The organism is Stenotrophomonas sp. Sm6012 (assembly GCF_030985895.1).
GTDB classification, from domain to species: Bacteria; Pseudomonadota; Gammaproteobacteria; order Xanthomonadales; family Xanthomonadaceae; genus Stenotrophomonas; species Stenotrophomonas forensis.
This window is the reverse complement of the sequence record NZ_JAPTFX010000038.1, coordinates 20962-34029: the sequence shown is the minus strand read 5'-3', so window position 1 is coordinate 34029 and position 13068 is coordinate 20962. Positions and strand designations below refer to the sequence as shown.

At 67.9% G+C, this 13068-nt stretch carries 13 protein-coding genes; 7 read left to right on the top strand and 6 right to left on the bottom strand.

Annotated features, from left to right (window positions below; translation table 11 throughout):
• Positions 1–110 precede the first annotated feature (110 nt).
• Genes O0J73_RS09390 through O0J73_RS09375 form a run of 4 tightly spaced genes read left to right on the top strand, consistent with a single transcriptional unit; the run spans position 111 to position 3604 of the window.
• Positions 111–1454 (top strand): TRZ/ATZ family hydrolase, encoded by a 1344-nt coding sequence (locus O0J73_RS09390; protein ID WP_006457248.1) that lies wholly within the window; start codon positions 111–113, stop codon positions 1452–1454.
• 25 nt (positions 1455–1479) lie between these two features.
• Positions 1480–2196 (top strand): bifunctional 2-polyprenyl-6-hydroxyphenol methylase/3-demethylubiquinol 3-O-methyltransferase UbiG, encoded by a 717-nt coding sequence (ubiG, locus tag O0J73_RS09385; protein WP_308308569.1) that lies wholly within the window; start codon positions 1480–1482, stop codon positions 2194–2196.
• Complete coding sequence (locus O0J73_RS09380; protein WP_006457244.1) at positions 2193–2888, top strand: phosphoglycolate phosphatase; 696 nt, start codon at positions 2193–2195, stop codon at positions 2886–2888. Before ubiG ends, O0J73_RS09380 begins: the two co-directional genes overlap by 4 nt.
• 11 nt (positions 2889–2899) lie before the next feature.
• Entirely contained in the window at positions 2900–3604 is a 705-nt protein-coding gene (locus tag O0J73_RS09375; protein ID WP_308308568.1) for a squalene/phytoene synthase family protein, read from the top strand.
• An 88-nt stretch (positions 3605–3692) separates the two neighbouring features.
• Here O0J73_RS09375 and O0J73_RS09370 read toward each other — a convergent pair whose 3' ends face one another.
• The 3 genes from O0J73_RS09370 to yidD are packed head-to-tail and all read right to left on the bottom strand — an operon-like array spanning position 3693 to position 6143.
• Positions 3693–4541, bottom strand: a complete 849-nt coding sequence (locus O0J73_RS09370) for a M23 family metallopeptidase (protein WP_008267322.1) — start codon at positions 4539–4541, stop codon at positions 3693–3695.
• Positions 4541–5887: a dihydroorotase gene (locus tag O0J73_RS09365; protein WP_071229710.1), complete on the bottom strand. Its 1347-nt coding sequence runs from the start codon at positions 5885–5887 to the stop codon at positions 4541–4543. Before O0J73_RS09365 ends, O0J73_RS09370 begins: the two co-directional genes overlap by 1 nt.
• A 1-nt stretch (position 5888) precedes the next feature.
• The gene (yidD, locus tag O0J73_RS09360; protein ID WP_049458273.1) at positions 5889–6143 is read right to left on the bottom strand and encodes a membrane protein insertion efficiency factor YidD; all 255 of its coding nucleotides are present in this window, start codon (positions 6141–6143) and stop codon (positions 5889–5891) included.
• A 272-nt stretch (positions 6144–6415) separates the two neighbouring features.
• Between yidD and dksA the strand changes: the two genes are divergently transcribed.
• Positions 6416–7645, top strand: coding sequence for an RNA polymerase-binding protein DksA (gene dksA, locus O0J73_RS09355; protein WP_006457234.1), 1230 nt, complete (start codon positions 6416–6418; stop codon positions 7643–7645).
• A 140-nt stretch (positions 7646–7785) separates the two neighbouring features.
• Here the strand turns inward: dksA and O0J73_RS09350 are convergent, their stop codons facing one another.
• The 3 genes from O0J73_RS09350 to cysS are packed head-to-tail and all read right to left on the bottom strand — an operon-like array spanning position 7786 to position 10913.
• Positions 7786–9033, bottom strand: coding sequence for an MFS transporter (locus O0J73_RS09350; protein WP_006457191.1), 1248 nt, complete (start codon positions 9031–9033; stop codon positions 7786–7788).
• Positions 9030–9482, bottom strand: a complete 453-nt coding sequence (locus tag O0J73_RS09345; protein WP_049458275.1) for a SufE family protein — start codon at positions 9480–9482, stop codon at positions 9030–9032. The genes O0J73_RS09350 and O0J73_RS09345 overlap by 4 nt, the downstream gene beginning before the upstream one ends.
• 54 nt (positions 9483–9536) lie before the next feature.
• The gene (cysS, locus tag O0J73_RS09340; protein ID WP_308308567.1) at positions 9537–10913 is read right to left on the bottom strand and encodes a cysteine--tRNA ligase; all 1377 of its coding nucleotides are present in this window, start codon (positions 10911–10913) and stop codon (positions 9537–9539) included.
• A gap of 186 nt (positions 10914–11099) precedes the next feature.
• Between cysS and O0J73_RS09335 the strand changes: the two genes are divergently transcribed.
• Both O0J73_RS09335 and O0J73_RS09330 read left to right on the top strand, forming a co-directional pair.
• Entirely contained in the window at positions 11100–11663 is a 564-nt protein-coding gene (locus O0J73_RS09335) for a hypothetical protein (protein ID WP_197564309.1), read from the top strand.
• Positions 11664–11982: 319 nt separating this feature from the next.
• Positions 11983–12993 (top strand): N-acetylornithine carbamoyltransferase, encoded by a 1011-nt coding sequence (locus tag O0J73_RS09330; protein WP_006457094.1) that lies wholly within the window; start codon positions 11983–11985, stop codon positions 12991–12993.
• The last annotated feature ends 75 nt before the right edge of the window (positions 12994–13068 follow it).

Below are 13068 nucleotides of genomic sequence, written 5' to 3'. Positions count from 1 at the left end.
GGGGGGCGCCCCGCTTCACGAGTCTCCAGACCCCGCCGCTTCGCGGCAGCCCCTGACCCAGGGGCGTGTCCCCCAGAAGTATCTCGCCGCCCCCCAGCCAGTGAGCCCGCATGAGCGATAGCCCGCACCTCCCCGAAGCCTGCGACCTGCTCATCGAAGCCGGTTATGTCGTTCCGATCGAGCCGCATGCGGTGGTGCTGGAAGACCATGCCGTTGCCGTGCGTGGCAGCGAAATCGTGGCCATCCTGCCGCGCGCCGAGGCCCGTGCGCGCTTCCGCGCCGCCCAGGTGGTCAGCCGCCCCGAGGCCGCGCTGATGCCGGGCCTGGTCAACGCGCACACCCACAACCCGATGACCCTCCTGCGCGGCGTCGCCGACGACCTGCCGCTGATGACCTGGCTGCAGCAGCACATCTGGCCGGTGGAAGCGGCGGTGATCGGCCCCGAGTTCGTCGCCGACGGCACCACGCTGGCCATCGCCGAGATGCTGCGTGGCGGCACCACCTGCGCCAACGAGAACTACTTCTTCGGTGACGTGCAGGCCGCGGTCTACAAGAAGCACGGTTTCCGCGCGCTGGTCGGCGCGGTGATCATCGATTTCCCCACCGCCTGGGCCAAGACCGACGACGAGTACTTCGCCAAGGCCGGTGAACTGCATGACCAGTGGCGCACCGATCCGCTGATCGGCACCGCGTTCGCGCCGCATGCGCCGTACACCGTCAACGACGCCAATTTCGAGCGGGTGCGGATGCTGTCCGACCAGCTCGACATGCAGGTGCACCTGCACACCCACGAGACCGCGCAGGAGATCACCGATTCGATCAAGCTGCACGGCCAGCGCCCGCTGGCGCGGCTGGATCGGCTTGGCCTGGTCAACGACCGCCTGATCGCGGTGCACATGACCCAGCTGACCGACGCGGAAATCCACCTGTGTGCCGAGCGTGGCGTCAGCGTGGTGCACTGCCCGGAATCGAACCTGAAGCTGGCCTCCGGTTTCTGCCCCGCCTGCGCCCTGCAGCGCGCCGGCGTGAACCTGGCGATCGGCACCGATGGCTGCGCCAGCAACAACGACCTGGACATGTTCAGCGAGAACCGCACCGCGGCGATCCTGGCCAAGGCCGTGGCCGACGATGCCACCGCGCTGGACGCGGCGACCACGCTGCGTGCGTCCACGCTGGGTGGCGCGCGCGCGCTGGGCTTCGGTGACCGCATCGGCTCGATTGAAGTCGGCAAGCAGGCCGACCTGGTCTGCGTCGATCTGTCCGCACTGGAAACCCAGCCGTTGCACAACGTGCTGTCGCAGCTGGTGTACGCCACCGGCCGCCAGCAGGTCAGCGATGTCTGGATTGCCGGCAAGCCCAAGCTGGTGCAGCGCGAGCTGGTCGGCATGGACCTGCCGGGCATCATCGCCAACGCGCGCCAGTGGCGCGAGCGCATCCGTCATATCCGCGCCTGAACCCCGGCGCCGCAAGGACTCCCTCATGACTGCCCCCCACGCTTCCTCCAATTTCGATCAGGCCGAGCTGGACAAGTTCGCCGCGCTGGCCAACCGCTGGTGGGACGCTGACGGCCCGCAGAAGCCGCTGCATGCGCTGAACCCGGTGCGGCTGAAGTACGTGGCCGACCGCGTGCCGCTGCGCGGTGCGCGCGTGCTCGACATCGGTTGCGGTGGTGGCCTGCTGAGCGAGGCATTGGCGCAGGCCGGTGCCGACGTCACCGCCATCGACCTGGCCCCGGAACTTGTCAAGGTCGCGCGCCTGCATGCGCTGGAAAGCGGCGCCACGGTCGATTACCGCGTGCAGGCCGCCGAGGACCTGGCCGCCGAGCAGCCGGGCAGCTTCGACGTGGTCACCTGCATGGAAATGCTTGAGCACGTGCCCGACCCGGGCGCGATCATCGAGGCCTGCAAGCGCCTGCTGAAGCCGGGTGGCCATCTGTTCCTGTCGACCATCAACCGCACCGCGGCGGCCTTCGCAGTGGCCATCGTCGGTGCCGAGTACGTGGCACGGCTGCTGCCAAAGGGCACCCACCACTACCAGGAATTCATCAAGCCGGCCGAGCTGGCGCGCTGGATGCGCGAGGCCGACATGCAGCTGGTGGATGTCAGTGGCATGGCTTACGAGCCGTGGCGCAACCACGCCCGCCTGAGCAGCCGCACCGACATCAACTACCTGGCTTACGCGGTCAAGCCGGCATGACCACGGCCGGCTTCCCGCGCGCGGTGCTGTTCGACCTGGATGGCACCCTGTTGGACAGTGCGCCGGACTTCGTCGCCACCTGCAATGCGATGCTGGCCGAGCGTGGCCGTGCGCCGATCGATCCGGCGATGTTGCGCCCGGTGGTGTCGAAGGGCTCGCGGGCGATGGTGTCGGCGGCCTTCCCGGAACTGGATGCCGTCGCGCGCGACGCGCTGGTCCCGGAGTTCCTGCAGCGCTACGAAGCGCTGATCGGCCAGCATGCGGTGCTGTTCGATGGCGTGGCCGGCATGCTGGCGGCACTGGATGAGGCCGGTACGGTGTGGGGCATCGTCACCAACAAGCCGGAGTACCTGGCGCGCTTGATCCTGCCGCAGTACGGCTGGCAGCAGCGCTGCGCGGTGCTGGTCGGCGGTGACACGCTGGCCGAACGCAAGCCGCATCCGCTGCCCCTGCTGCACGCCGCGCAGGCCATCGGCATCGCCGCCGAAGACTGCGTGTACGTGGGCGACGACGAGCGCGACATCCTCGCCGCACGTGCCGCCGCCATGCCCTCGGTGGCTGCGCTGTGGGGCTATCGCCTGCACAGTGACGACCCGTTGGCCTGGCAGGCCGACGTGCTGGTCGAGAACGCCGGACTTCTGCAACTGGCCAGCCTCTGGCCGACCCGGCCGGCAGCCCCGGCCCAGCCGTAAGGAATGACGTAGTGAGCAGTACCGCGCTGGACAGTTTCCTCGACAAGTGGCGCAGCCGCTGGCCGGAATGGTCGGTGGCCGCCCCGTTCGTGGCCGAATCGCAACGCGAGCTCGCGGTCGCGTGGTTCGCGCTGCTGCAGGAATTCGACGACATGCTCAACGCCAGCGGCGATCCGTTGCCGGCCGACGCCAAGCTGGCGTGGTGGGGCGAGGAACTGCGCAGCTGGGCTGCGCATCGTTCGCGCCACCCGCTGGGCCGCCTGCTGGAGCCGGCGCGTGCACCGTGGGCGCAGCTGGCCGAGGCGCTGCCGGATCTGGTTGAAGCGCGCACGGTCGCGCTGGATGCGGCCGGCGCCGAACGCGCGCTTGCCAACTATTCCGACGCAGTGGCGGCGGTGGAAGCGGCGTTGTTCAACGACAAGCCGCGTACCGGCGCCAGTCGTGCGGTGCAGCTGCAGACCCTGGCCCAGCGTCTGCAGGATGCCGGCGTGGCGGGCGTACCGCGCAGCCTGCTGGATGAGGACGCCGGCACCGCCGCGCAGCGTTGGGCCCAGTATCTGCTGAAGGGCTGGGGCACCCGTGTGCCGGGCCCGCGTCCGCGCCGCGTGTGGTCGAGCCTGGCGCGCGCGCGCGTGGCCGCGCAGGCTGCGGGCAAGCCGATCGAGGCCACCCCGGTACGCACGCTGCTGCGTGTGTGGTGGGCCGCGCGCGGTTGATCGATCGCCACTGGTAGTGCCGGCCGCTGGCCGGCAGCTCCGGCGCTGCAGAATTCATGCAATTGCCGGCCAGCGGCCGGCACTACCGCTACTTCCGTTCCAGCACTAGCAGCGGGTCGATACGGGTATCGAACCAGTTCATGCCCCAGTGCAGGTGCGGGCCGGTGGCACGGCCGGTGGCGCCGACGGCGGCGATCACCTGGCCCTGTTCGACGCGGTCTCCGACCTTCACGTCGATGCGCGAGAGATGCAGGAAGTTGGAGCTGACCCCGAAGCCGTGATCGAGCAGCAGCGTGCCACCGGTCAGGTACAGGTCCGGACCGGCGAAGGTGACGATGCCGGCGGCCGGCGCCTTCACCGGCGTGCCGGTCGGCACCGCGATGTCCATGCCGGAATGGCCCGCACCGGGCTGCCCGTTGTACACGCGCGCATTGCCGAAGCGGCCGCTGATGCGGCCCTGCACCGGCCAGATGAAGGTCTGGGTGAAGTCGGTGCGGTCGTCATCGCGGGCACGCGCGGCAGTCACCTGCGCCTGCTCGCGCTTGATCCGCTCGGCAATCGCCGGCGGTGGGTTGACCGTCTTCGGCGGCACGCCGTTGACCCGTTCGGTGGGCCAGTCGCGTGGCGTCACCGCGATGGTCGCGGTCTCGCTGCCACCATCGGGGCGCTGCACCTGCACGCGCAGCGGTCCCTTCTCGTCGCGGCCGATACCGAATACCACGCTGCCATAGCCGCTCACCCGCAACTGCCGGCCGGCGTACTGCACGCGGCTGCCGGCGGGCACCTTGCCGATCACCAGCGCGCCCTGCGACGCGCTGGCCGGAAATACCACGCGGCTGTCGATCAGGCTGCCGATGCCATCCTGTGCCTGCGCCGAGGGGGCGGAAAACAGGGGCGCGGCCAGCAGCAGCGCCCCGATCATCAGTGCCGGACGCATCAGCGGTCGTAGGTCATGCGCTGGCCGGCGGGCTCGCCCACCAGCTTGCTGCCGTCCCACACCTGCTGGCCGTTGACCCAGGTGGAGGCAATGCGCGAACGGAAGGTGGTCCCTTCGAACGGCGACCAGCCGCACTTGGACAGCACGTCCTCGCGCTTGACCGTGAACGGCACGTCCTCGACCAGCACCAGGTCGGCGAAGTAACCCTCGCGCAGGAAGCCACGCTCCTCGACATCGAACAGCTGCGCCGGGGCGTGGGCGAACTTCTGCACCACCTGCTCGCGGGTCAGCTTGCCTTCGTGCACGCGTTCCAGCGCGGCCACCAGCGCGTACTGCACCAGCGGCAGGCCCGACGGCGCCTGTGCGTAGGGCTTCTGTTTCTCTTCCCAGGTGTGCGGGGCGTGGTCGGTGGCCAGCACGTCCAGCACGTCATCGGCCAGCGCGGCGGTAATCGCCTCGCGGTCGGACACTTCCTTGATCGCCGGGTTGCATTTGATCAGGTTGCCCTTGGTCGCATAGTCCGGGCGCGCGAAGTGCAGGAAGTGCACGCAGGTTTCGGCGGTGATCTGCTTGCGGCTGCCATCGGCGCGGATCAGCGGGCCCTTCTCGAACAGCGCCAGCTCGTCGGCGGTGGAGATGTGCAGCACGTGCAGGCGGGTGCCGTGCTTGCGTGCCAGCGACATCGCCAGCCGGGTCGACTTGATGCAGGCTTCGCGCGAGCGGATGTCCGGGTGCATGTCCGGGGTCAGTGCGTCGCCGTACTTTTCCTGGAAGGCCTTCAGGTTGGCATCGATCATCGGCGTGTCTTCGCAGTGCGTGATGATCGGGGTCGGGCATTCGCGGAAGATCGCGTCCAGCGTTTCCGGGTTGTCCACCAGCATGTTGCCGGTCGAAGCGCCCATGAACACCTTCACGCCGGGCGCCTTCTTCGGGTCCAGCGCGCGGATCGCTTCCAGGTTGTCATTGCTGGCGCCGTGGTAGAAGCCATAGTTGGCCCACGCGCGGCCGCGCGCCAGTTCGTACTTGGCTTCCAGGATGGTCGAATCCAGGGTCGGCGGGTTGGTGTTGGGCATGTCCATGAAGCTGGTCAGGCCACCGGCCACGGCCGCTGCCGATTCGCTGGCGATGTCGCCCTTGTGGGTCAGGCCTGGTTCGCGGAAGTGCACCTGGTCGTCGATCATGCCGGGCAGCAGCCAGCGCCCGGCCGCATCCACCACCTGCTCGCCGTCGCGCGGGGCCAGGCCACTGCCGATCTGCGCGATGCGGCCGTTCTCGATGCGCAGGTCGCCGTCGAAGGTGCGGCCTTCGTTGACCATGCGGGCATTGGTGATGAGGGTGGAGGACATGTCAGTGTTTTCCTGTGCAACGGCAAGAGGGGGCGTTGGGGGACTCGGGCACGGGGTCGAAGCCGCCGGGATGGAACGGATGGCAGCGTCCCAGGCGGCGCGCAGCCAGCCAGCTGCCGCGCAGTGGACCATGCAGGGAGATGGCGTCCATCGCGTATTCAGAACAACTGGGCACGAAACGGCAGCGTGGCCCCAGCAGGGGGCTGATGAAGCGCTTGTAGAAGCGCAGCAGGGCAATGAGCAGGCGCGAGATCACCCAGTCATCTTATGCCAGTTGGCATGAAGGCCGCATTTGTGCAGGATGGGCCGTTGGTCGCATGTCGCCGATGGCCTGCGACCGGTACCAGCACCTTCGGGTGCTGGCCAGGTTCCGTACCGCGCAAAGCGGTCCGTGTTCGTCGGACCGCCCTTTGGCTGGCTTGGCTCCAGGACTGAATGGAGCAGGGCCGCTGAGGTTGCTGCTGCGGGTCGGGTAGGCTATAAAGGCCCGCTTTCCCGGGCCCCGGGGAATCCAAGGAAGAGCGTTTCGTGGCTGCTAAAAAAACTGCAAAGAAGGCCGCAACGGCCGCCAAGAAAACCGCCAAGCCTGTTGTGAAGAAGTTGGCGGCAAAGCCCGTTGCCAAGAAGCCGGCCAGCAAGCCGGTGACCAAGGCAGCGTCCTCGCAACCGGCGGCCAGGAAGGCCACCGCAAAGAAAACGCCGGTCAAGGCAACCAAGCCGGTGGCGAAGAAAGCTGCCGCGCCCGCCAAGGCCAAGCCTGCCGCCGCCAGCAAGAAGGCGCCGGTGGTGAAGAAGGCTGCCAGCAAGGCCGCGCCGGTCAAGAAGGCCGCCGCCAAGCCGGTAGCGAAGAAGGCAGCAGCCAAGCCGGCGCCGAAGGCGGTGGTGAAGAAGGCTGCGGCCAAGCCGGTCGCCAAGCCTGCCGCGAAGAAGGTGGCTGCAGCTAAACCGGCGGCCACGCCTGCCGCTGTAAAGAAGGTCACCAAGAATGTTGCTGCGCCGGCCGTCAAGCCGAGCCCGGCCCCAGTAGTGAAGTCCGCACCGAAGCCGGCTGCCAAGCCGGCCCCGGCCAAGCCTGTCCCGGCCAAGACCGTGGCAGTGGCAGCAGCCCAACCGGCCCCCAAGCCGGCCCCGGCCGCCGCACCTGCTGCATCGAAGGCCCCGCAATCCAAGAATCCCGTGCCCGTTTCGAAATCGCCTGCCAAAACCGCCGTGAAATCCGATTCCGCCCCGAAGACCGTGTCGCGCCCTGTCGGCAAGGTTGCCGTGGCCGTCGCCGCCCGCTCGGCTGCACCGGCCCCGCGCAGCAAGTACAAGGTGGTCGAGTACAAGACCGACGAGGCCACTGGCCGCCCGATCCTGCCGGCTGGCTACAAGCCGTCCTCGGAAGAGGAATACATGAGCCCGCTGCAGCAGGAATATTTCCGCCAGCGCCTGCAGAACTGGCGTGCGGACCTGGTGGAAGAGTCCAAGCAGACCATCGAGAACCTGCGCGAGGAAGTGCGTGACATCGGCGATGAAGCCGAGCGCGCGACCCGCGAGACTGAGAACTCGCTGGAACTGCGTACCCGCGACCGCTACCGCAAGCTGATCGGCAAGATCGACAGCACCCTGAAGCGCCTGGAAGCCGGCGACTATGGCTACTGCGTGGATACCGGTGAAGAGATCGGCCTGGAGCGCCTGGAAGCGCGCCTGACCGCCGAGCGCACCATCGACGCCCAGGAGCGTTGGGAGCACCTGCAGAAGCAGCAGGGCGACTGATTCCCGGTCGTTGTCTGGTCATGCAGAAAACCCGGCCTCGGCCGGGTTTTTTGTTGAACTTCCTGGCTTTTGTAGAGTCGAGCCATGCTCGACTGGCGCCTCTGAAAAGCAGTCGAGCATGGCTCGACTCTGCAGAACAGCTATTGCAGGTCGCGAAGATTCAACTTCCGCAGCGTCGGGTTCTTCCACGCCGTGATCCCGGCCACGCTCAGTACCGCGAACCCACCCAGCACCACCGCCGGCACCAGGCCCAGCAGCCGGGCCATCGTGCCGGCGTAGAACGCGCCCAGTTCGTTGGACGAACTGATGAAGATGCCGTTGATCGACGACACCCGTCCGCGCATCTCCTCCGGCGTGGCCAGCTGCAGGATGGTCGAGCGGATCACCACCGACACGCCGTCGAATGCCCCGTAGAACAGCAGGATCAGCGCCGACAGCCAGAAGTGCTGCGACAGCCCGAAGCCGATCACGCACAGGCCGAAGCCGGCCACCGCAAACAGCAGTACGCGGCCGGCATTGCGGTGCAGCGGGTGACGGGCCAGCCACAGGCCCACGCACACCGAACCCAGCGCCGGCATCGCGCGCAGGATGCCCAGCCCTTCCGGGCCGTGGTGCAGGATTTCGTGCAGGAATGCCGGCAGCATCGCCACCACGCCACCCAGCAGCACCGAGAACATGTCCAGCGCCATCGCGCCGACCATGATCCGGTTGCCCACCACGAAGCGCGCGCCTTCGGCGATGCTCCTGAAGATCGGCGCGGCCGGGCCGGTATGCACCGGTTCTTCCACCTTCAGTGTGGCCAGGCACCCCATCGCCACCAGCGCGAAGACCGTGGCCACCGCATAGGACAGGCCCTTGCCCCCGAAGCCGACCAGCACGCCACCCAGTGCCGGACCGGCCACCATGCCGGCCTGGAACACCACGGCACCGAGGCCGGCGCCACGCGCGAACTGGTCGCGGGCCAGCACGCGGGCAAACAAGGCGTTGTAGATCGGCGACAGGAAGGCGCGCACCATGCCGGTCAGTGCGATGGCCGCATAGATCGGCCACACGCCCTCAAAGGGCAGCCAGCCCTTGGCCACGCTGGTCAGCACCAGCGCGGTGGCGATCAGCCCGGAGCAGGCGACCATGCCCAGCCGGCGCCGCGGCAGATGGTCGACCAGGTAACCGGCGAACGGAGCCACGCAGAAGAACGGCAGTACCTCGGCCAGGCCGACCAGGCCCAGCGAGAACGGATTGCGGGTGACTTCGTAGATATGCCAGCCGACGGTGACCGCGACCACCTGGTAGGACAGCATCGCGAAGATGCGGTATGCCAGCAGCCTGGCGAAACCGGGCCGGGACAGCAGCCCCAGCGCGGTGTCTTCGGCCGTGGCAGGTTCGCTCACGACGGATCGCGCTGCAGCTGGGCCTGCGCGGTCTCGCGGATGAAGGCCAGCATCGCCGCCACGCCGTTGCTGCGGGTGGGCGAGAGGTGGCGGGCCAGGCCGATGTCCTGGATGTAGCTCGGTTCGGTGTCCAGGATCTCCTGGGCCGAGCGCCCGGAATACACGCGCAGGGCCAGGAAGATCAGGCCGGAGACGATGGCCGAGTCACTGATGGCGTGGAAGCGCAGCGACTGCGCGTTGCCTTCCGGCACGATCCAGACCATCGACTGGCAGCCGAGCAGGCGGTGCTCCTCGGTCTTCCATTCCTCCGGGAAGGCCGGCAGCTTGCGGCCGAGGTCGATCAGGTACTGGTAGCGCTCGGACCAGTCGCCGAAGAAGCCGAATTCCTCGGCGATGGCGGTCTGGGCCTCGGCGGCGGTGGGTTCAAGCGGGAACGGGGAGTCGGTCACAGCAGTCTCTACAGTGGGGGCATGGCCGGCGGGCCGGCCACGGGGCAGGGCAGGTCAGCCGCGCTTGCGCGACCAGCGCACGCCCTGCGGGGTGTCTTCGAGCACGATGCCTTCGGCGGCCAGCTGGTCGCGGATGGCATCGGAGCGGGCGAAGTCGCGCGCCTGCTTGGCCGCGGCGCGCTCGTCGATCAGGCCCTGGATGCGCGCGTCGTCGCCGTCATTGCCGGCGGCAGTGCCGAACCACTGCGCCGGATCGGCCTGCAGCAGGCCCAGCGCCAGCCCCGCGCCGAGCAGTTCGCCCTTCAGGCGCGCCTGTTCGGCCGGATCGGTGGCGCGGCGCGCGTCGGCCGCGATGCGGGCCACTTCGGCCAGCGCCTGGGGGGTGTTCAGGTCGTCATCCAGGGTGGCCTCGACCGTGGCCGGGATCACCGCGCTGGCCTCGATCGACGCCAGCTCGCGCAGGGTGCCGTACAGGCGGTCCAGGGTGCGCACCGACTGCTCGATCAGGCCGTCGGACCAGTCCAGCGGCTGCCGGTAGTGGGCCGAGAGCAGGGCCAGGCGCAGCGCCTCCGGCGGGTGCTGGCGCACCAGGTCGTGCACGCGCTCGATGTTGCCCAGCGATTTGCTCATCTTGGCGCCACCGAAGTTGAGCATGCCGTTGTGCAGCCAGAAGCGGGCGAAGATCTTGCCACCATGGGCGCACTCGCTCTGTGCGATCTCGTTCTCGTGATGCGGGAACTGCAGGTCGACGCCGCCGGCGTGGATGTCGATGGTCTCGCCCAGGTGCGCGGCGGCCATCGCCGAGCACTCGATGTGCCAGCCCGGGCGCCCGCGGCCCCACGGCGATTCCCAGCCGGGCAGGTCGTCGCTGGACGGCTTCCACAGCACGAAGTCGCCGGGGTCGCGTTTGTACGGGGCCACGTCGACGCGGGCACCGGCCAGCATCTCTTCCGGGTCACGGCGCGAGAGCTTGCCGTAGCCGTCGAAGCTGGCCACCGCGAACAGGACGTGGCCCTCTGCGGCGTAGGCATGGCCGCTGGCGATCAGCTGCTCGATCATGGTGATGATCTGCGGCATGTGCGCGGTCACTTCCGGCTCGATGTCCGGCGGCACCACGCCCAGCGCGGCCATGTCTTCACGGTAGGCGGCGGCGAAGCGGTCGGTGATGGTGCTGATCGGCACCCCCTGTTCGCGCGCGGCGGTGTTGATCTTGTCGTCGACGTCGGTGATGTTGCGGGCGTAGCGCAGTGCGCCGAAACGCCGCCGCAGCAGGTCGGCCAGCACCCCGAACACCACCGGGCCACGGGCGTTGCCGATGTGCACGTAGTTGTAGACCGTCGGGCCGCACACATACAGGGTCGGACAGGCCGGATCGAGCGGGGTGAACGGTTCGAGCTGGCGAGTCAGGTTGTTGTGCAGGTGCAGGGTCATGGGGCTGTGGCTGGGGGACAAGCCTGCGATTTTAGAACGTGTCGGCCCCTTTGGGGGCACTGGCTGCCACCGCTGGGCGCGGGTTCTCCCAAGGTGGGGTGGGCAGGAGCGGCGTGGACGGGTAATGTTCAGCCCCTTGCGCTCGTCACTGCCTACACTATTGCCGTGTCCTTGCTCCCATCGCCAATGAAATCCACCGCGTTGCTGACCCTGGCCTGCCTGTCGGCGCTGCCCGCCGTGGTGCTGGCGCAGGAGGCCGAGCCCCGCAACCGGGTGGTGATCGTGGAGAACGTGAAGTTCGACTATGCCCAGGTGCTGAACGTCGAGCCGGTGTTCCAGACCCTGCGCGCGACCCGCACCGAGGAGCACTGCGAGCCGGTCTCGACCCGGACCCTGGCCCCGGTCAACGTGACCGGCGAGGAGCCGGTCGAGGACAAGGGCCGGATCAGCCGCTTCTGGGACTCGGTGCGCTCGATGTTCAAGCGCAGCGATGACGAGGCGTCCGAAGAGGTTGCCACCGAGACGCCGGCCCCGGCGCCTGCCAATAATGGCCCGATGCTGACCCGCGACTGCCGCATCGTGCCGGTGGGGCGTGAGTTCCGTCGGCCCATCGCCTACGACGTGGACTACGTCTACAAGGGCACCAAGTACCGCTCGCGGCTGCCGGAAGACCCCGGCAACCGGCTCAAGATCCGGGTGTCGATCACCCCGTGGGTCGGCCCCGAGCAGGGCGCCGCCGGCAATCCCTGATTCTGCGACCCCGGCCCCTTGCGCCGGCCCCGGCCGCATGCAAAGATGGTCGACCATGAAGCTCACCGACTTCCAGCACGACAGCAGCGCAGCCAGACAGGCGTCGGGCATGACCTCGCGTGCGCGTCGACCGGAACCCCACATCCTCGCTGGGTAACCGGAGCTTTTTGCTGTTCGTCCGAAAAAAACCCAGCCGCCCGGCTGGGTTTTTTCGTTTCTGCGTTCTGAAAGCTGCAACTGCAACCTTTTCGTTCCACCTTTGGTTCCTGCTTTTCCCTTCCACCGCGTCGAACCCGGCGCCGCCACGCAAGGAAAGATGATGTCCCCCAAGCACTTCCTGAACACCCAGGACTGGAGCCGCAGCGAGCTCGACGCGCTGCTGACCCAGGCCGCGCTGTTCAAGCGCAACAAGCTCGGCGACCAGCTCAAGGGCAAGTCGATCGCGCTGGTGTTCTTCAACCCGTCCATGCGCACCCGCACCAGCTTCGAACTGGGCGCGTTCCAGCTTGGTGCCCATGCGGTGGTGCTGCAGCCGGGCAAGGATGCGTGGCCGATCGAGTTCAACCTCGGCACGGTGATGGACGGCGATACGGAAGAGCACATCGCGGAAGTGGCCAAGGTGCTGGGCCGTTACTGCGACATCATCGCCGTGCGTGCGTTCCCGAAGTTCCAGGACTGGGCCTACGACCGCCAGGACATCGTCCTCAACAGCTTCGCCAGGTACTCGCCGGTGCCGGTCATCAACATGGAGACCATCACCCACCCGTGCCAGGAGCTGGCCCACATCATGGCCCTGCAGGAGCACTTCGGCACCCAGGACCTGCGTGGCAAGAAGTACGTGCTGACCTGGACCTACCACCCCAAGCCGCTGAACACCGCCGTGGCCAACTCGGCGCTGACCATTGCCACCCGCATGGGCATGGACGTGACCCTGCTGTGCCCGACCGCGGACTACATCCTCGACGAGCGCTACATGGGCTGGGCCGAGCAGAACGTGGCCGAGAGCGGTGGTTCGCTGAAGATCAGCCATGACATCGACAGCGCCTATGCAGGTGCCGACGTGGTCTACGCCAAGAGCTGGGGCGCGCTGCCGTTCTTCGGCAACTGGGAACCGGAAAAGCCGATCCGCGACCAGTTCAAGCACTTCATCGTCGACGAGCGGAAGATGGCGCTGACCAACAACGGTGTGTTCAGCCACTGCCTGCCGCTGCGCCGCAACGTGAAGGCCACCGACGCGGTGATGGATTCGCCGCAGTGCATCGCCATCAACGAAGCCGAGAACCGCCTGCATGTGCAGAAGGCGATCATGGCCGCGGTTGCCGGGCGTTGAATCAAACACGGGGTAGAGCCGACCGTTGGTCGGCTGCTCCCGCATCGGCGCATCCAACATTTCAGCCGACCAGCG